At 60.3% G+C, this 19,277-nt stretch carries 14 protein-coding genes; 6 read left to right on the top strand and 8 right to left on the bottom strand.

The genetic code is table 11. The features are described 5' to 3' along the window. Nucleotides 1–209 precede the first annotated feature (209 nt). From V7756_RS03195 to V7756_RS03185, 3 genes are all read right to left on the bottom strand, one after another. Nucleotides 210–860 carry a DUF4142 domain-containing protein gene (locus V7756_RS03195; protein ID WP_335608718.1) on the bottom strand — a complete coding sequence of 217 codons (651 nt, stop codon included), beginning with the start codon at nucleotides 858–860 and terminating at the stop codon, nucleotides 210–212. A gap of 112 nt (nucleotides 861–972) precedes the next feature. Then, complete coding sequence (locus tag V7756_RS03190) at nucleotides 973–1,488, bottom strand: hypothetical protein (protein WP_335608717.1); 516 nt, start codon at nucleotides 1,486–1,488, stop codon at nucleotides 973–975. Nucleotides 1,489–1,575: 87 nt separating this feature from the next. Further along, nucleotides 1,576–1,920: a hypothetical protein gene (locus V7756_RS03185; protein ID WP_335608716.1), complete on the bottom strand. Its 345-nt coding sequence runs from the start codon at nucleotides 1,918–1,920 to the stop codon at nucleotides 1,576–1,578. A gap of 217 nt (nucleotides 1,921–2,137) precedes the next feature. Here V7756_RS03185 and ku point away from each other — a divergent pair, with 217 nt between their 5' ends. Both ku and ligD read left to right on the top strand, forming a co-directional pair. Beyond that, nucleotides 2,138–3,022: a non-homologous end joining protein Ku gene (gene ku / locus V7756_RS03180; RefSeq protein ID WP_335608715.1), complete on the top strand. Its 885-nt coding sequence runs from the start codon at nucleotides 2,138–2,140 to the stop codon at nucleotides 3,020–3,022. Nucleotides 3,023–3,061: 39 nt separating this feature from the next. Then, the gene (gene ligD / locus V7756_RS03175) at nucleotides 3,062–5,695 is read left to right on the top strand and encodes a DNA ligase D (protein ID WP_335608714.1); all 2,634 of its coding nucleotides are present in this window, start codon (nucleotides 3,062–3,064) and stop codon (nucleotides 5,693–5,695) included. Between the two features lie 50 nt (nucleotides 5,696–5,745). Here the strand turns inward: ligD and V7756_RS03170 are convergent, their stop codons facing one another. Together V7756_RS03170 and V7756_RS03165 are read right to left on the bottom strand one after the other, a co-directional pair. Beyond that, the gene (locus tag V7756_RS03170; protein ID WP_335608713.1) at nucleotides 5,746–6,825 is read right to left on the bottom strand and encodes a mechanosensitive ion channel family protein; all 1,080 of its coding nucleotides are present in this window, start codon (nucleotides 6,823–6,825) and stop codon (nucleotides 5,746–5,748) included. A gap of 108 nt (nucleotides 6,826–6,933) precedes the next feature. Continuing rightward, nucleotides 6,934–7,275 (bottom strand): DUF3509 domain-containing protein, encoded by a 342-nt coding sequence (locus V7756_RS03165; protein WP_335608712.1) that lies wholly within the window; start codon nucleotides 7,273–7,275, stop codon nucleotides 6,934–6,936. A 386-nt stretch (nucleotides 7,276–7,661) separates the two neighbouring features. Here V7756_RS03165 and V7756_RS03160 point away from each other — a divergent pair, with 386 nt between their 5' ends. From V7756_RS03160 to glgB, 4 genes are read left to right on the top strand one after another with little or no spacing between them, the layout of a single operon-like run. Further along, the gene (locus V7756_RS03160) at nucleotides 7,662–8,516 is read left to right on the top strand and encodes an SDR family oxidoreductase (protein WP_335608711.1); all 855 of its coding nucleotides are present in this window, start codon (nucleotides 7,662–7,664) and stop codon (nucleotides 8,514–8,516) included. A gap of 41 nt (nucleotides 8,517–8,557) precedes the next feature. Then, a complete protein-coding gene (locus tag V7756_RS03155; protein WP_335608710.1) occupies nucleotides 8,558–10,561 on the top strand; it encodes an alpha-1,4-glucan--maltose-1-phosphate maltosyltransferase in 2,004 nt (667 codons plus the stop codon). Beyond that, on the top strand, nucleotides 10,554–13,913 hold the full coding sequence (gene treS / locus V7756_RS03150; RefSeq protein ID WP_335608709.1) for a maltose alpha-D-glucosyltransferase: 3,360 nt from the start codon (nucleotides 10,554–10,556) through the stop codon (nucleotides 13,911–13,913). Before V7756_RS03155 ends, treS begins: the two co-directional genes overlap by 8 nt. Beyond that, entirely contained in the window at nucleotides 13,910–16,144 is a 2,235-nt protein-coding gene (gene glgB, locus V7756_RS03145; protein ID WP_335608708.1) for a 1,4-alpha-glucan branching protein GlgB, read from the top strand. The genes treS and glgB overlap by 4 nt, the downstream gene beginning before the upstream one ends. Here the strand turns inward: glgB and V7756_RS03140 are convergent. The 3 genes from V7756_RS03140 to V7756_RS03130 are packed head-to-tail and all read right to left on the bottom strand — an operon-like array spanning nucleotide 16,106 to nucleotide 19,148. After that, nucleotides 16,106–17,110: a lysylphosphatidylglycerol synthase domain-containing protein gene (locus V7756_RS03140; RefSeq protein WP_335608707.1), complete on the bottom strand. Its 1,005-nt coding sequence runs from the start codon at nucleotides 17,108–17,110 to the stop codon at nucleotides 16,106–16,108. The genes glgB and V7756_RS03140 overlap by 39 nt on opposite strands. Further along, a complete protein-coding gene (clsB, locus tag V7756_RS03135) occupies nucleotides 17,107–18,342 on the bottom strand; it encodes a cardiolipin synthase ClsB (protein ID WP_335608706.1) in 1,236 nt (411 codons plus the stop codon). Before clsB ends, V7756_RS03140 begins: the two co-directional genes overlap by 4 nt. After that, nucleotides 18,339–19,148 (bottom strand): endonuclease/exonuclease/phosphatase family protein, encoded by an 810-nt coding sequence (locus V7756_RS03130; protein ID WP_335608705.1) that lies wholly within the window; start codon nucleotides 19,146–19,148, stop codon nucleotides 18,339–18,341. The genes clsB and V7756_RS03130 overlap by 4 nt, the downstream gene beginning before the upstream one ends. Nucleotides 19,149–19,277: the final 129 nt, after the last annotated feature.

The following is a 19,277-nucleotide window of genomic DNA, read 5'->3' as shown; positions in this document are numbered from 1 at the left end:
CGCTCTTTTTTATGACGCCCGTTGGTCGCCATGAGTTCAGAGCAAAGTTGTGCGATGGCTAGTGCCTGACTCCTCGACGTTGCCGAAGGGCTCGCCTGGCATTGCTTGGCACAGAAGGGTGGGGGTAAAGGTAACGGCAGGATCTGGAACCTGGTCAAATACTGGGAACCCGGCCAGAGACCGGGATTCCCGCAGGGCAGCGGAGGCGCTTACTGCTCAGCTTCGGCCCGTTCGCGAGACAGCTCCTTGGCCATCTCCAGGTGCTCCTTGAGCTTGGGCAGGGTTTTTTCTGCCAGCGCGCTCACTTCCTGGTCCCGGGTTTTCTGCGCCCGGTTGAACAGCTCTATAGTCTGCTGATGTTCGGCGATCTGGCTGTTCAGGTAAGCCGCATCAAAGGATTCACCGTCGCGGCGCTCCAGTACCCATTGCTTGCCCTGGTCGATCAGGCCAGGATCGCTGGATACTTCGATTTCCATTTTTTTCGCCAGGGTCTTCAGCTCTTCGTTCAGCGCGGTGTGATCATCCAGCATCTTCTGCGCAAACTCGCGAATCTCAGGTGAGCCTTCCTTCAAGGCCGCCTTCGCGCCCTGGATTTCAGCGAGGTTGTTGGCCGTTGCTTCTTCGAAGAAGCTTTCCAGGTCAACGTCTTCTTCATAGTCCATCTCGGTGTCGCCGATGGCGTCGGTGCCTTCGCCGGTATCTATGGCTCGCGGGTTGGCTGCGCCCTCGGACTGCATTTGCCGATTGCCGTCACTGAGTGCGTGGGGTTGATCGTCGGACTCGGTGCCGGCTGCGTAAACCATCGAGCTGCCAACCAGCATGGCGGCCGCTGTGGCGCAAACAATATGTAGTTTTTTCATGTGGACATCTCCGTTGAAATCTTGCTCGGAGCTCTAGCCAGCATTCAGAGCTACAGCTCATCGAGAGAATGGATCTGCGCCGCGGGTGAGGCGGCGCCTGGTCGGACGCAGGTTACTGCGCGCCACCAGCACCGGCGCCGCCGCCGGAACCGCCGGTAGCACCGCCGGTGCCTGTACCCGTCCCGGTGCCAGTACCAGTACCAGTGCCAGTACCAGTACCAGTACCCATGCTCCCGTTGGAGCCTGTGCCTGTGCCGGTACCCATGCTGCCATTGCTACCGGTTCCTGTCCCCGTCCCGGGGCCAGCCCCATTCCCGGTGCCCATGCCGGGTCCGGTGTCAGATCCGGTACCCATATCTGTTCCGGAACCGTTGCTACCAGTGCCAGTGCCAGTGCCGGTCCCCATGTCGATACCCGTACCCGTATCGGAATCGGTGCTCATGCCTGTTCCGGTGCCCATATCAGTACCAGTACCAGTACCAGTACCCATGGTGCCTGAGTTGGTGCCGGTGCCCATGGTGCCGGTGGCCCCGCTACCCTGGGTCTGGGCTTGCGCAATCAGCGGTAGACCACTCATCAATGCCGCAGACAATACCGCTGAACTCAAGAGCTTTATCTTGCTATTCATGGATTTTTCCTCGTGGGTGTATACAACTCGCGCCTTGCCCTGACCTTGGATGAATCAGCGGCAGCAATCGGCAGGCAGTGCCGCAGATCAGGGTGCTGAGCCGCCAGCGCCACCGGCAGCATCACCACTGTTTCCGCCCGCTGAACCAGATGGTCCGGTAGACCCGTGGTCGTCACGCTCGCGTTCGATGGTGTTGTTGTCCAGAGCGTCGTTGCGCTCGGATCCTATAGCGTCATCGCGGTGGTTGCCCATGCCGTCGGTATCACGACCGGTGGCCCGGTTTTCGCTCGGGCTTTTCACGGCCGGAATGGCACTGTCGGTCGTGCGCTCGTCCTCACGCTCGACGGTGTCGTTGGCAACTGCCGGCAAGCCACTGACCAGTGCCACAGAAAACAACGCAGAGCTCAAAAGTTTCATCTGGGTGTTCATCATTCTTGTCTCCTCGTTCTTCAGGTGTGCACAGCGCGGGCCGTGCAATACGGTAGAGGTGACGGGTTGCAGGGGAGTTCAAGGATTTTTTGTCGCGGTTTTGCATATTCGCTGCGTGCTGGCCATGCGTTCGCGGGTCCCGGCTGACGGGCGCTTTAGTCTGAACCTTGCTAAATGACGACAGGTCACAGCTGACATGAGATCTGTCCGGAGATGAACAATGGCACGTGCAATCTGGAAGGGCGCTATCAGCTTTGGTCTGGTGCATATCCCCGTCGCGCTCGTATCCGCTACGCGGTCAGGCGGGGTGGACTTTGACTGGCTGGACGAGCGCAGCATGGACCCGGTTGGCTACAAGAGAGTCAACAAGCGTACCGGCAAGGAAATCGAATCCAAGCATGTGGTCAAGGGCGTGCAATACGAAAAGGGCCGCTACGTGGTACTCAGCGAAGAGGAGATCAGTGCGGCGCATCCGGAGGCCACCCAGACGCTGGATATCTTTGCCTTCGTCGAACGCTCGCAGATCCCCTTGCTGAACATCCACAAGCCTTATTTTCTCAATCCCGAACGCCGCGGTGAGAAGGTCTATGCCCTGCTGCGCGAGACCCTGGTACAGACAGACCGGGTTGCCTTGGCCAACGTGGTCATTCGTACGCGCGCGCGACTCGCTGCGCTGATGCCGCTGGATGATGCTCTGGTGGTGGTGTTGCTGCGCTGGCCGGACGAGGTACGCAGCCTGGATCGGCTGGACCTGAACGACAGCGTGCGTGATCCCAAGTTGAGCAAGAAGGAACTCGACATGGCCAAGCGGCTGGTATCGGACATGGAGGCAGACTGGGCGCCAGATGAATACCAGGACACCTTCGTCGACGAGATCATGGCCCTGGTCGAGAAAAAGGCCAAATCAGGCAAGCTCAAGAAAGTCTCTGCGCCCGAGGCGGACGAAGGACGGCGCAGCGCTGATGTGGTTGATCTGACCGAGCTGCTGAAACAGAGCCTCAAGGGCGGTTCGACGAAAGCCAAAACTAGCCGCAGCAAGAGTCGCTCCGCGAAAAGCGCTGACAGCAGCGATGAAGACGGTGGCCGCAAGGCCGGGAGTAAATAGCGGCCAACAGCGCTGCGAACTGCTAACGGAGACAGCCTGATGGCAAGTACTCATAGCGAATACAACAGCAAACGCAACTTCAAGATCACCAGCGAGCCCAGGCACAGGCGTGCAAAAAAACGGGCAGGCAAAAGCGCTGCGTTGCAGTTTGTGGTGCAAAAGCACGATGCCAGCCATCTGCACTACGATTTCAGGCTGGAGCTGGGCGGCACCTTGAAGAGCTGGGCGGTGCCCAAGGGCCCCAGCCTTGACCCCAGCGAGAAACGCCTGGCCGTGCATGTGGAGGATCACCCGCTGAGTTACGCCGACTTCGAGGGCAGCATCCCGAAGGGCCAGTATGGGGGCGGTGATGTGATTGTCTGGGATCACGGTATCTGGCAGCCGGTAGGCGACCCGCAGGAGTCCTACCGCAAGGGCAAACTCAAGTTTGCGCTGCAGGGCGACAAACTCGCCGGCATCTGGAATCTGGTGCGTACCCGCATGGGTGGCAGCAAGGAGCAATGGCTGCTGATCAAGGAGGCGGATGAGGCCGCGCGCGAGCATGCCGAGTTCGACGTCTTGAGCGAGCGCCCGGAAAGTGTGATTACCGGCGAGCTGCTGCCGCTCGATCAGGATGCCGAGACCAAGGCAGGACCGGCCGGGAAGGCAAGGGCCCGAACCTCCGCCAAAGCGAAAACCGACAAGCCCAAAGCAGGCACCAGAGCGGCGACGAAGCAGCCGGCGAAAAAAAGGGCCAGCCGCACCAAAGCTGATATACCCGAGCTGCTCAAACCGCAACTGGCCACCTTGGCCGACGCGCCCCCCAATGGCGACTGGCTGTATGAAATCAAGTTTGACGGTTACCGCGTGCTCGCCCGGGTACGTAGCGGCGAAGTGCGTCTGTTTACCCGCAATGGCAACGACTGGACCGATCGGTTGGCCAGCCAGGCTGAAGCCATCGCTGAACTGCAGTTACAGGATTCCTGGCTGGATGGCGAAGTGGTGGTGCTCAACGACGAGGGCTTGCCGGATTTTCAAGCGCTGCAGAACGCCTTCGACCAGGAGCGTGACCAGTCCATCGTGTTCTATCTGTTTGATGCGCCATTTCTCAACGGTGTTGACCTGCGTGATGAGCCGCTCGAGGCCCGACGTGAAGCGCTGCGCGGCGCGCTGGAAGACAACGAGAAAGATCTGCTGCGTTACTCCAGCGAGTTTGAAGCCCATCACGATGATCTCTACGCCAGCGCGTGTCGCATGGCGCTGGAAGGGCTGATCGGCAAACGCCGCGGCAGTCCGTACGTATCCAGGCGCAGCCCCGACTGGATCAAACTCAAATGCCGGCTGCGCCAGGAGTTTGTGGTGGTGGGCTACACCGAGCCCAAGGGCAGCCGCACGGGTTTTGGTGCGCTGCTGTTGGGCGTGCATACGGCGGTGGGCAGTAATGAGCTGCGCTATGCAGGCCGGGTGGGCACCGGCTTCGATAACGATACTCTAGATGCGCTGCACCAGCGTATGAAGAAGCTTGCTCGCAAAACCCCAGCCTTGACCAGCACCCAGGGCGTTCCCCAGGCCGGGGCCGTCAACTGGATCAAGCCGGAGTTGATCTGCGAGGTAGAGTTTGCTGAGTGGACGCAACAGCAGCGGGTGCGCCAGGCAGCGTTTCTGGCCCTGCGTAGCGACAAGCCGGCCAAGGACATCGTCCAGGAACAGCCAACCGCTGCCGCGCAGTTGCAAGCGCCAGAAGCGGCTGCGGGGAGGGCGCAAAAGAGCAGTGATGGCGGGCCTGGCGCGGCTGCGCCGGACAGGGTGGCAGGTGTGCAGATATCCCATGCGGACCGGGTGATAGACACACGCAGCGGCTACCGCAAAGGGGAGCTGGCAGCTTTCTATGACTCGATAGCTGATTGGGTGCTACCGCATCTGAAAGGCCGGCCAGTGTCGCTGTTGCGCGCCCCTGAAGGCGTTGAGGGCGAGCAGTTCTTTCAGCGTCACGCCAGCCATTTGCAGATACCCCATCTCACCGAACTGGACCAGGCGCTTGACCCTGACCACGCCCCCCTGATGGAGATCAATTCGATAGAAGCCCTGGTGGGTACGGTGCAGATGGGCGCCATCGAGTTGCATACCTGGGGCGCCACGCATGATCGCATAGACCGCCCTGACCATCTGGTACTGGATCTCGATCCCGACCCCAAGCTGCCCTGGTCAAGCATGCTCGAAGCCACGCGTCTGACGCTCTCGGTGCTTGATGAGTTGGGCCTGGAAGCCTGGCTGAAAACCAGCGGTGGCAAGGGCATTCATATCATCATTCCCGTCGCCAGACACCTGGACTGGGACGCGGCCAAGAATTTTACCAAGGCTATTTCGCGCTTCATGGCCGAGCAACTACCGGATCGCTTCGCAGATAAAATGGGGCCCAAGAACAGGGTCGGCAAAATATTCGTCGATTATCTGCGCAACCAGCGCGGGGCGAGCACGGTAGCAGCCTACTCGGTAAGAGCGCGCCCCGGACTGGCAGTATCGGTGCCCATCGCCAGGGGCGAGTTGAAGCAGTTGCGCAGCGCGGCGCAGTGGCATATCGGCAACCTGCCAGAGCGTCTGCAAGAGCTGCAGGATGACCCTTGGGCCGATTACCACAACCGCCAGCGAGTCACCAGGAAGATGTGGGAGCGGCTGAACGAAGACGCGCCTTGAGCGAGGGCCGCAAGCGGGGATGTGACTGCTTGCGGCAATGGGGTGGTGGGTCAGATCTGCTCGCCGCTCACGTGGGTGGTCGCGCTGCTGACAGTTGCGCGCGTGCGCGGCAGGCACTCGGGATGCTCGCGATTGATATAGGCGATCAATTGTTCGCGCAGGAAGCAACGCAAGTCCCAGTTAAGCGACGAATTGCGCGAACTGGCCAGCGCGCGTAGTTGTATGACCTTGTCGGTGGCGTCGGTCACCTGCAGAACCTGCACCCGGCCATCCCACAGCTCCGGCACGGATTCACAGAGGCGGGCGAGCTCCTGCTTCAACGGCTCCAGCGGCAGGGAATAATCGGTCCAGAGAAATACCGAGCCCAGGATCGAGCTGGTTTGCCGGGTCCAGTTCTGAAATGGTTGTTCGATGAAATACTGTAGCGGCACTATCAGCCGGCGCTCATCCCAGATGCACACCACCACGTAGGTGCCCGTAATCTCTTCGATGCGGCCCCATTCGCCTTCCACGATGACCACGTCATCCAAACGGATGGGCTGAGTCATGGCTATCTGTATGCCGGCGATCAGGTTGCCCAGCACGGGTTTCGCGGCAAAGCCGATGGCCAGGCCGGCGACACCGGCAGACGCCATCAGGCCAGTGCCGATTTGCCGGGCACCGGGGAAAGTGGTGAGCATGGCCGCAATACCAAAGAACACCAGAAACAGGTTCATGGTGCGCACCAGTACACGGGTCTGGGTCTGCACCCGGCGGGCGCGCAGGTTATCGGCCACATCGACCGGGTGACGCAGCACAATGAATTTCTCTACCGCACGCACCACTCGGGTCGCGGCCCAGGTAATCAGGGCGATGAGCAACAGAGCTGTAAGATGACGCGCGGGGCCAAGCAGAGGAATGTCATCGGCGGCGGCGCGCAATACCAGTTGCAGAGCCACCAATGGCACTATCCAACTGATGGGGCGCTGCAGCTGCTTGCTCAACTGACGTACAAAGCTCACGCCGCTGGTGGCTCTTACCAGCAATCTGGCGGCCAGGCGTGCTGCCACGCCTGCCACCAGCAATACCACCACGGCACGTACCAGCAAGCGCAACTCCGCGTGGTTCCAGATCGCTTCCCAAAAAGACATGCCTTTTGCCTTACCTATCTCGTCAATTCTGCCTGATCACGCCAACCGCGGAGGCAGCACACGGCTTCAGTGTGCGCGACGCCTCAGCCGCGTGCTTCGTTCGTCAGCTTAGCGCCCCTGGGGACGGCCGCGGTGCGTGGATAACTTGCGCTCTTCCCACAACCTGTCCCAGCGGGTGCGATGTATTTCACCGGTGGTATAGGACTGCTGTTTGACCTCGTCCAGCAAGGTCTCCGGGTCATGTTCTACCGCATACCCCATGGCAAAGAGATCCAGCTTTATCCGGCTGATCAACTGTTCGTCAGTCATCTCTGCATGCATTACTCGGCGATAAATCGGCGTCGCCGAACCATCGCACAGGATCAGCAACTGTTCGCCGTCCGGGCGTGGCTCGGTGCTGACCTGATACTCGGGAAGTGCCTTGCAGAAAGGGGTGAGGTCGCGTTGCATCTAGGGTATCTCCATGCGGGGTTGATCACCCTTAAAGTGACCGCACGTTTGGAAACAAAATTCCGCCCGCAGAAATCGTGAGATCGTCAGGCGAAAACAAAATATTGTGCTACGCGACAGAAAAATGGCATTTCTAAGCACTTTATTGGTTTTTTCTAATGCCAATTTATAGCGAATTAGTCTAAAAAGGCGCCTTTCGTCGGAATTCGTGCGTTTTGCAATGAATTTTATTAAGACCAAATTCGAATTAAAAGCGCCAGGGTAATTGTCTCGTGGAATAACAGGCCTGTAAAAAACTGCTTGAACTCGTCTTCCGACTGGTCGGTCAATCTCTTAAGAGCCTTGCTGGCTTGCATCGCCATCCTCTACTAACGCAGGAGATCGTCATGAGTGACAAGACGCCGCCGGCGCAGCATCAGGACCAGGAACCCTCTTCGGAAAAACGGATGGATCCACCACCCGAGTTCTATCGCGACGACTACCGCCCCGCGGGCAAGCTGGCAGGCAAGGTGGCTATCGTCAGTGGCGCCGATAGCGGAATTGGCCGTTCGGTGGCGCTCTATTACGCGCTGGAAGGCGCCAAGGTGGCGGTGCTCTACCTGGCCAACGACGAAGACGCCGAGTTTACCCTGAGCGAGATTCGCAAGCATGGGGGTACGGCCATGCGCATGGCCGGAGACGTCGCCGAAGAGAGCTTCTGTCACGAAGTGATATCCACCGTGCTGCAAGAGTGGGGGGGCATAGACATATTGGTGAACAACGCTGGCGAGCAACATCCGCAGAAGCGGTTGGAGGACATCCCCCAGGCGCAGTGGGAGAAAACGTTTCGCACCAACATTTTTGGCATGTTCCAACTGACCAAGGCGGCGTTGCCGCATCTACCCAAGGGCGCCTCCATCATCAATACCACCTCGATAACCGCCTACAAGGGCAACCCGGTACTGCTCGATTATTCCGCCACAAAGGGCGCCATTACCTCATTCACCCGCTCGCTGGCCATCAACCTGGCCGAGCGCGGTATTCGTGTTAATGGCGTAGCACCAGGGCCGATCTGGACACCGCTGATTCCTTCGACCTTCTCCGCTGACACGGTCTCGGAATTTGGTGGCAACACGCCCATGGGCCGGCCCGGACAGCCGGCAGAACTGGCGCCGAGCTACGTCTACCTCGCCTGCAACGATTCCAGCTACGTGTCGGGACAGATCCTTCATGTTAATGGCGGCACTGTGGTCAATGGCTGAGCCGCTGGTGACCGTAATCACACCTCATACAGGACCAGCACATGTCTGCTGAGCAACTGAACTATCCCCCAGCGGTAGAAGAGGCGGTCGCGCTGACGCGCGTGGCCATCGAAGCAGTCGAGCCCGTAGTGGAAGCTGGCCGCTTTGCCGCCAAGGCCCTGGTGGGTCAGCCCTGCGTGGTCAGCGCCGTCATTTTCACCGATGGGCATGAAAAGCTCGACGCCAATCTGTTGTGGCGCGAAGGCAGCGACGGCCTCTGGCAAAGCGCACCTATGCAGCCTTTGGGGAATGATCGCTGGCAGGCGGAGCTGGTGCCTGAGCAACCCGGGCGCATGGAGTTTGCAATAGAAGCTTGGCGCGATGATTACGCCACCTATTGTGACGAGGTTCAGAAAAAGCTCGCCGCTGGAAAACCACTGGTTCTGGAGCTGCGCGAGGGCGAACTCCTGTTGCAACGCACCCTCGAACAGACCCTGGGTACAGCCGATGCGGCCTTGCAGGACGTGCTGCGGCAATTGCAAGAGTCACAGCTGGATGAGGAAAAGCTGGCGCTCTTGCTGTCTCGGGAGACGCAGCAACGCATGCGCGAACTGGGGCAGCATCGGCATTTGCTGAGCACTCCGCGCTACCCGCTGGATGTGGAGCGCTCACTCGCCGAGTTCGCCAGCTGGTACGAGTTGTTTCCACGCTCTGCCACGGGCTCTGTGGAGCGCCACGGCACCTTTCTGGATGTGCTCGAACAGCTACCGCGCATTCGCTCGCTGGGCTTCGATGTGCTGTATTTTCCGCCCATCCACCCCATTGGGATGACCCATCGCAAGGGGCGAAACAACAGTTTGCAGGCCAATGCAGAGGATCCGGGCAGCCCCTACGCCATTGGCGGGACGGAGGGCGGTCACGATGCCGTGCATCCGCAGCTGGGCAGCCTGGATGACTTTCGCCGCCTGGTCAGCGCAGCCAGGGTTCAGGGCCTGGAAGTGGCGCTGGATTTTGCCATTCAGTGCTCGCCCGATCACCCCTGGCTGGCAGAGCATCCCGGCTGGTTCGAGTGGCGGCCCGATGGCAGCATTCGCCACGCCGAGAACCCGCCGAAAAAGTACGAAGACATCGTCAACGTGGCTTTCTACAACGAGGACGCCATTCCGGGCCTGTGGTTGGCGCTGCGTGACGTGGTGCTGTTCTGGGTAGAGCAGGGCGTCACCCTGTTCCGCGTCGACAACCCCCACACCAAGCCACTGCCGTTCTGGGAATGGTTGATCGGCGATGTGCGGCATCGGCATCCTGAGATCATCTTCCTCTCCGAAGCCTTTACCCGGCCGGCGATGATGGCGCGACTGGGCAAGGTCGGCTTCAGCCAGAGCTACACCTATTTCACCTGGCGCAATACCAAGGAGGAGATAGAGAGCTATTTCATGGAGCTGACCCAGCCGCCGTGGCGCGACTGTTATCGGCCCAACTTCTTCGTCAATACCCCGGATATCAATCCACGCTACCTACACGACTCCGGGCGCGCCGGCTTTCTCATCCGCGCCGCGCTGGCGACCATGGGGTCAGGGCTCTGGGGCATGTACTCCGGTTTCGAACTGTGTGAGGCCGCGCCGGTGCCCGGCAAGGAAGAATACCTGGATTCGGAAAAATACCAGTTGAGGCCGCGCGACTATCAGCAGAGCGGCAACATCAACGCCGAGATCGCCCAGCTCAATCGCATTCGCCGTGAAAACCCGGCGCTGCAGACGCACCTTGGCCTGCAGACCTTTTTGTGCTGGAACGACAACATCGTGTATTTCGCCAAGCGCACGCCGGATATGTCCAACTTTGTGCTCGTGGCTATCAGCCTGGACCCGCACAACGCCCAGGAAGCGCATTTCGAATTGCCGCTCTGGGAGTTCGGCCTCGGGGATGACGCCAGTCTCCAGGGTGAAGACCTGATGACCGGCCATACCTGGCAATGGCACGGCAAAACCCAATGGATGCGCATAGAGCCCTGGCATCAGCCATTCGGCATCTGGCGCGCAAGCAGAATCGAGGGAGAGCGGCATGAGTGATAGCCAGCAGAGTTTTCTGCGCGACCCGGCCTGGTACAAGGACGCGGTTATTTATCAAGTCCACGTAAAATCGTTCTTTGACTCCAACAATGACGGAGTGGGCGATTTTCCCGGTCTGATCAAGAAGCTGGACTACATCGCCGATCTAGGCGTGAACACCATCTGGCTGCTGCCGTTTTACCCGTCGCCACGGCGGGATGACGGCTATGACATTGCTGCCTATCGTGGCGTGCACAGCGATTACGGAACACTGGCCGATGTCCGGCGGTTTATCAAGGCGGCGCACCAGCGCGGCCTGCGGGTGATTACCGAGCTGGTAATCAACCATACCTCTGATCAGCACCCCTGGTTTGTGCGGGCGCGTAACGCGCCCAAGGGGTCCAAGGCGCGTAATTTCTACGTGTGGTCCGATACCGATGACAGTTATCAGGGCACGCGCATCATCTTTCTGGATACCGAAAAGTCCAACTGGACCTGGGATCCGGTCGCCAAGCAGTACTTCTGGCACCGTTTCTATTCACACCAGCCTGATCTCAATTTTGACAATCCGCAGGTACTCAAGGCCGTACTCGGTGTGATGCGCTATTGGCTGGATATGGGCGTGGACGGGCTGCGTCTGGACGCCATTCCGTATCTGGTGGAGCGCGAGGGCACCAATAACGAGAACCTGCCGGAAACCCACGAGGTGCTCAAGGCGATTCGTGCCGACCTGGATAAACACTATCCCGACCGCATGCTGCTGGCGGAGGCCAACCAATGGCCGGAAGACACCCAGCTGTACTTTGGCGAAGGCGATGAATGCCATATGGCGTTTCACTTCCCGCTGATGCCCCGGATGTACATGGCCATCGCCCAGGAAGACCGCTTTCCGATCACCGATATTCTGCGCCAGACCCCCGACATTCCCGAGGGCTGCCAATGGGCAATATTTCTGCGCAACCATGACGAACTGACGCTCGAGATGGTCAGTGACCGCGAGCGTGATTACCTGTGGAATTACTACGCTGCAGATCGTCGCGCACGCATCAATCTGGGCATTCGCCGCAGGCTGGCACCCTTGATGGAGCGCGACCGCCGGCGTATCGAGCTGCTCAACAGCCTGTTGTTGTCCATGCCTGGCACCCCGACGCTGTACTACGGCGATGAGCTGGGCATGGGGGACAACATCTTCCTGGGCGACCGGGATGGTGTGCGCACGCCCATGCAGTGGTCGGTAGATCGTAACGGCGGCTTTTCCGCCGCCGATCCGGCCCGTCTGGTACTGCCGCCGATCATGGACCCCTTGTACGGCTACCAGACCATCAACGTGGAAGCCCAGGCGCGTGACCCGCATTCGTTGCTCAACTGGACGCGGCGCATGCTGACTGTGCGCACTCAGCAAAAGGCCTTTGGCCGCGGCACCCTGCGCATGCTCGCGCCCAACAACCGGCGGATCCTGGCGTATTTGCGTGAGTTTACCGATGCCGATGGCCAGGAAGAGGCCATTCTCTGTGTTGCCAACCTCTCGCGGGCGGCACAAGCAGTGGAGCTGGACCTCAACGAGTTTGTTGGACGGGTGCCGGTTGAAATGCTTGGCGGCAGCTCCTTTGCGCCCATAGGCGCCCCGGATTATATGCTCACCCTGCCGCCGTACGGTTTCTTCTGGTTTGTACTGGCAGACAGCAGCAGGATGCCCGGCTGGCACTCACCCGCGCCGGAACCCATGCCAGAGCTGCGCACCTTGGTAATCAAGCAGCACCTGGCCGAACTCGCACGGCCGGCGCCCAGTGAAACCCTGGGCCGCGAGCTGCTGCCAGCCTATCTGGCACGGCGTCGCTGGTTCGCCGGCGAGGGCGAACCAGCGCAGGTTCAGGTGCGACATATCACGACCCTGGCGGGCGAGGGTGATGAAGATCTGTTGGCACTGCTGGAGATCACACTGCCAAGCGCAGGCGAGGGCACCGCCTGTTATCAGTTGCCCCTGGCCTTTTTACCCGAACGTGAGGGCGAACCTGATGGCAGCCGCCTGGCCACGCTGCAGACGGCGCTGGCCATGGCGCGCTTGCGCAAGGGCCGGGAAGTGGGCCTGCTGACCGACGCCACCACCTTGCCCGGCTTCAGTCAACGTGTGCTGCAGCGCCTGCGCGCGGCCGAGGTACATGAAGAGGGCGGCGAAATGCTGCACTTTCTGCCAGCAGCCCGTTTGCTGGAATGGCCCACCGAAGGTGATGGCGGCAGCGTAGAACCCAGCGCGGCCGAGCAGAGCAATACCTCCATTCGGCTGGGCGACAGCATGATGTTGAAAGTGTTGCGTCGTCTCAAGCCCGGCGTTCATCCGGAGGCGGAAATGTGCGCCTATCTCAGTGAACGCGAGTTCAGTCAGGTTGCACCTTTTCTTGGCGAGGTACGTCGCGAAGCTGCCGATGGCACCCCGACCACACTTATGATCCTGCAAGGGTTCATCAACGCCCAGGGCGATGCCTGGCAATGGACGCTGGATACCCTGGAGCGGGCCATCCGTGATGAAGTGGCCGGCGGTGTGTCCGAACTGGAAAATCAGTACACCGCGCTGGCCGAGTTGCAGGACTTTGCCGAGGTGCTGGGGCGCCGCCTGGGGCAGATGCATCTGTTGCTTGCTGATCCTCGCGACAATACCGATTTTGCCACCAGCCACACCAACAGCGCGATGGCGCAGCAGCAGGGTGCACGCATTACCGACGAGCTGCGCCAAGCCTGCGCCGAGCTCAGCGCGCATACGGATAAAATCCCCGGTGTAGCGGTGCATCTGGCAGAGCAACTGTTGCTTAACGAAGATGCCCTTTGTAAGCAGATCAGCGCTTTGGCGCAGCAGAGCGTAGGCGGCTTGCAGACCCGCGTGCACGGTGACCTGCATCTGGGACAAGTGCTGGTAGCCCAGGGTGACGCGGTGTTCGTCGACTTTGAGGGTGAGCCCAGTCGCTCACTGGAGGAACGTCGTGCGCGCCACAGTCCCTTCAAGGATGTTGCAGGTATCTTGCGGTCATTCTCCTATGCTGCCGCCATGGCCGCGCACAGCCTGTCTGCCGAAGAACAGCCCGAGGCAGTGGCGCGCGCCAGCCAGGCGCTTACTACCCAATATCTGAGCCAGTCGGTCGAAGCCTTCACCACAGCCTACAACCAGGCGGCCAGCGGCGTGGCGCATGAATGGCAGGCTGAAGCGGGAGCCCAGAGCACCCTGCAGCTCTATTTGCTTGAAAAGGCCATCTACGAAATTCGCTACGAACTCACCTACCGCCCGGAATGGGTGGAATTGCCGCTGCGCGGGCTGTTGGAACTCGCCGGTGTGCCGCTCGCTACCGGCAACGCGCCTCAGTCTCCAGGAGATACTCTGTGAACCAGCTTTCAACCAGACAAGACCAGCTTCCGTTAGAACAGATATCGGCATTGCTGAACGCTGAATGTGCGTTGCCCTTCGAAGTGCTAGGTCCGCATCAGGAACAAGGCGCCCTGGTGGTGCGCAGCTTTCAACCAGGCGCCCGGTCGGTGGAGGTCATAGACGCGCAGACTGGCGAGGTGTTGGGTGAAATGACCGAGCTTGTGCCGGGCTTTTTCAGCCTCCGCTGCGCCACCCTGGGTGCCTATCGGTTGCGCATACACTGGCCCGACGCTACGCAGGAAGTGGCCGACCCATACGCCTTTGGTCCGCAGCTGGGTGAGCTGGATCTGCACCTGTTCAGCGAGGGCAAGCATAGGGAGCTGGGCAAGGTATTCGGGGCGCAGTTGTGGCGCTGCCGCGCTGCTGCTGCCAGCGATAAGGCTGAAGAGGTGGCGGGTGTGCGCTTTGTGGTCTGGGCGCCGAACGCCCGGCGAGTCTCTGTGGTGGGTAGTTTCAATAGCTGGGATGGGCGCCGGCACCCGATGCGGCGGCACTCACCGTCCGGTGTATGGGAACTCTTTATCCCCGGGCTACAGGCAGGTGAAGTCTATAAATACGAGATTTTGGGGCAGCACGGGTTGCTGCCGCTGAAAGCGGACCCCTATGCCCTGCGCACGGAAATGCCGCCGGCCACCGCGTCGGTGGTCTCCGAGCCGCTGGAGCTGGAGTGGCACGATGATGCCTGGCTGGCCTGGCGCACCAACATTCAGGCCGATGGTACGCCCTTGTCGATCTATGAATTGCATGCGGCCTCCTGGCGGCGCCCTGACGATGACAGCCAGGGCATACTGAGCTGGCGTGAGCTGGCCGATCAGCTTATCCCCTACATCAAGGAGCTGGGCTTCAGCCACATCGAGCTTATGCCGATCATGGAGCATCCCTTTGGCGGCTCCTGGGGCTACCAGCCGCTATCGCAGTTTGCGCCCACCGCGCGCCTGGGTAGTCCCGCGGATTTTGCCGCCTTTGTGGATGCCTGCCATCAGGCCGGAATTGGGGTGATCCTGGACTGGGTTCCTGCGCATTTCCCCAATGACGAGCACGGGCTGGCATTGTTTGACGGCACTGCCCTGTACGAATATGCCCATCCTTTCGAGGGCTATCACCAGGATTGGAACACCTGCATTTACAACCTGGGCCGGCATGAGGTGCATGGCTTCATGCTCTCCTCGGCGTTGCACTGGCTGCAGACCTACCATATTGATGGGCTGCGCGTGGATGCCGTGGCGTCGATGCTCTACCGCGATTACTCACGCAAGGAAGGCGAATGGATTCCCAACCGCCATGGCGGACGGGAAAACCTGGAGGCCATCGACTTTTTGCGTCACCTCAATTCCGTGGTGCGCGAGAAGGTACCCGGCGCCCTGATGATAGCCGAGGAATCCACTGCCTGGCCGGGTGTGAGCCTACCGGCGGAAGAGGGCGGTCTGGGCTTTACCTTCAAGTGGAACATGGGCTGGATGCACGATTCGCTTAACTACGTGAGCGAAGATCCGCTGAACCGTCGCTATCATCATAATCAGATTACCTTCGGGCTGGACTACGCCTTTTCCGAGCATTTCATCCTGCCCATTTCCCACGATGAAGTGGTGCATGGCAAACGGGCATTGCTGGACAAGATGCCCGGTGATCGCTGGCAACAGTTTGCCAACCTGCGACAGTATCTGAGTCTGATGTGGACCCATCCAGGCAAGAAGCTGCTGTTCATGGGGTGTGAGTTTGGACAGTGGCGTGAGTGGGACCACGATCAGTCGCTAGACTGGTATCTGCTGCAGTACGCCGACCATCGAGCCATCCGCGATCTAGTCTGCGAACTGAACCGCCTGTACCGCGAAGAGCCGGCCTTGCACGAGCGAGACAGTTATGCCGATGGCTTTGAATGGCTGATTGGGGATGACAACGACAACAGCGTATTTGCCTGGTTGCGCCACGGCTCGGAAAAGAGTGCGCCACTGCTGGTGGTGCATAACTGCACACCGCTGCCGCGCGAAGGTTATCGCATCGGGGTACCGCGCGCGGGCAGCTGGGATGTGCTGCTCAACAGCGACGCGGAAAATTTCTGCGGATCGGGAGCGGGCAGCAGCGGCGCACTGCGCTCCGAACCCACCGCTGCGCATGGCAAGGATCAGTCGCTGGAACTGACCCTGCCGCCGTTAGGAACTCTGCTGCTCCGCCCGGCCCACGGGCTCTGAGCTCGACCGCTCGGTGCCGCCGTTCTTGGCGGCCCGGCGCTCCAGCACCAGATAGGTGAGGGCGGCCACCGCCAGCGGCATGAGAAAGTAAATGGCGCGGTAACCGATCAGCGCCGCCAATATTTCGCTCTTGGCAAACTCGTGCTGCAACAGTGCGATATAGACGGCTTCGAGCACCCCCAGACCACCTGGTATGTGGGTGATTACGCCTGCCACGCTACTGATCAGCAGGATTCCCAATATCGTCGGGTAAAACGCGTCTTCTGGCATCAGGAGGTAAATCAGCAAACCCATCAGGGCCCAATTCAGTGCGCCCAGCCCCATCTGCGCCAAGGCTAGCCAAAAAGGCGGCAGCTCTATCTCGTGGCCGCGCAGATGCCAGCTGCGCCGCTTTGAAAAGGCGCACGCCGCCAGATAGGCGAGGCCAAGCAACAGCATCGCCACGCCCACTACCTGCAGGCCCGTGTCCCCGATCTTCCAGCTCTCGGGCAGGTGCAGCAGGCCAAAGGCGAAGATGGTACCGGCCAGCAGCATGTAACCACCCCAATTGGTCACCAGGCTCAGGCTGAGAATACGGGTGGTAGTCCCGGTAGAAAGCCCCTCGCGGGAATAGAGGCGATAACGCAATGCGATACCGCCTACCAGCGCGCTCAGGTTCAGCGTGAAGACGTAGCACACAAAGGTGATGGTCAGCACCTTGAGGACCGGAATGCTGTGACGGGTGTAAAGTCGGCCCAGCAGGTCGTAGCTGGCATAGGTGATGTAGCTGGCGATGGCCACCAGTACACAGAGCGCGAGCGTGGTGGGAGGAAAACCGCGCAATGAGCTGAGCAGTTCAGCCCAATCCAGGTCTTTCATCTGGAAGTACAGAAGGGTGGGCACCAGAATGAAAAAGGCCAATGTCAGCAGGCGACGTGCCAGTTTCCAGGCTTTGGCATGGCTCTTGTGCTGCGCGGCCTCGGTCATGGCGTTTTCTCCTGCTCCAGCTCCAGCGTGGTCAGATCGCCTTCACGTTCGGCTTCCAGCGGCAAGGCCGGCTTCAGACGCGGGGTGTGCGCGGGCAGAAAGCCCACGAGCGAGGGGAAGTGCCGGGTGAAGTGATAACCCAGATACGATAGCGGAGCACGCCACCAGTAGCCGCGCAGCGCCTTTTCCTGGGTGATTTCCTGGCACTGTGCAGCGGCCAGCTCTTCAAGATGCGCGTAGAGCTGCTGGTTGAACGCCGCATCGCGGATGTTCAGGTTGGCTTCGAGATTGAGCGACAGGCTTAACGGATCAAGATTGCTGGAGCCCACCGTAGACCATTCACGATCGACCAGCGCCACCTTGCCATGCAGCGGGCGGCGGCAATACTCGTGGATCACGATGCCATCCTTGATCAGGTAGCCGTAGAGCAGCTGCCCGGCGGCACGTACCCAGGGCATATCGGGTTCGCCCTGCAGGATCAGCGTCACTTTCACGCCACGGCGGGCGGCGCGGCGCAACTCGCGCAGCAGACGGTAGCCGGGATAAAAATAGGCATTGGCGATCACGATGCGCTGGCTGGCCGAACGAATGGCCCTGAGATATTCGGTTTCTATATCCCGGGTGTGGTCCTCGTTGTCCCTGACCGCCAACTGAATATTGGCACTACCGCTGCGGCGATGCTGGCGCGGCGGCGCTACTTTCAGACGGGCTTCGTTGCCGGGTGCCTGATCGAACAGCTCCGAGCTGGTTTGATGGATATCGGCCACGACGGGGCCGCGCACGCGTACGGCGTAATCCTGCTTGGTCTTGGGGCCATAGGCAGCCAGGTGCTCGCAGCTGAAATTGATACCGCCAACGAAGGCTTCAGTGCCATCGATGACAACTATCTTGCGGTGCAGTCGTCGGAACAGGTTGGTTCGGTAGCCCATGATTCGCGGGCGCGGATCGAACATGTGCACAGTGACGCCAGCGCCAGCCAGCTCTGCGAGGTAGTGGTCGCTGATTTCTGCGGTGCCGTAACCATCGACCATCACTTCTACGTGGGCACCGTTGCTCGCCGCCTCGATCAGTGCGCTCTTGAGCTCCTGGCCGACATCATCGTCAAAGATGATGAAGGTCTCCAGCAGTACCTCCTGCCGGGCCTGGCGAATGGCGTCGAATACCGCCGGAAAAAAGGCTTCACCGTTGATCAGCAGCTCTACGTCATTTCCTTCGCGCCAGACCGGGTTCATAGCAATACCTCTACAGACAATGGGATGTGATCCGAAAGATGTGACCAGGGCCGCCGCCCATGGGCGTGCGCATCAACGCCTGATGCATTGCGCAGATAGACGCGGTCCAGACAGAGCAACGGCCAGCGCGCGGGGAAGGTGCGTGCCGGTTCGCCCTGCGCCTCGACAAAGACTTCTCGCAGGCCGCTGTCACTGAGCTGGGCGTCGGCGCGGCGGCGCCAGTCGTTGAAGTCGCCGGCGACTATGACCGGGTCCTCCGGCGGTAGACGCTCAAGCAATTCGCAAAGCAGTTTCAATTGCGCGGTGCGATGACTTTCGTGCAGGCCAAGATGGACACAGATGGCATGCACCTCGGGTTGGCCGGGAACATCAAGCACCGAGTGCAACAGGCCGCGCTCTTCATGGCCACTGACCGAGACGTCGAGATTCTCGTGACGCAGGATAGGAAACTTGGACAGCAACGCATTGCCATGGTGGCCCTCTGGATAAACCGCATTGCGGCCATAGGCATAATCTGCCCACATGCTGTCGGCGAGGAATTCATATTGCGGCGCTGTGGCCCAGTCGAGAAAGCGCGCGGCATGGCCTTCATGTACCCCTTGCACCTCCTGCAGGAAGACCACATCGGTCGACAGGGTGCGCACAGCGTCCCGGAGTTCAGGCAGGATGTAACGCCGGTTCAGCCAGTTGAAGCCCTTGTGGGTATTGACCGTAAGTATGCGCAGTGACTTCACCGTCTCGCTAGGCGGTTGTAGCGGTTTGCTGCGCTGCTGTTGGTGTGTGGCGGTATCGTCCGAAAAACCCATGCCTGCTCCCTGTTCCACGGCCCGGGCAGTCCGGCGGCGCAGCAGGGGCAAAGCGCAGAGTGCCACCCCCCGTTCTTGACCTACGCGCCAGCTACTCGCGGGCTCACTCATTCGTTAACTGTCCATGTT

This window comes from Halopseudomonas sp., assembly GCF_036961105.1.
Taxonomy (GTDB): Bacteria; Pseudomonadota; Gammaproteobacteria; order Pseudomonadales; family Pseudomonadaceae; genus Halopseudomonas.
The sequence above is the reverse complement of the archived record's forward strand: the minus strand, read 5'-3'. Positions and strand labels throughout refer to the sequence as shown.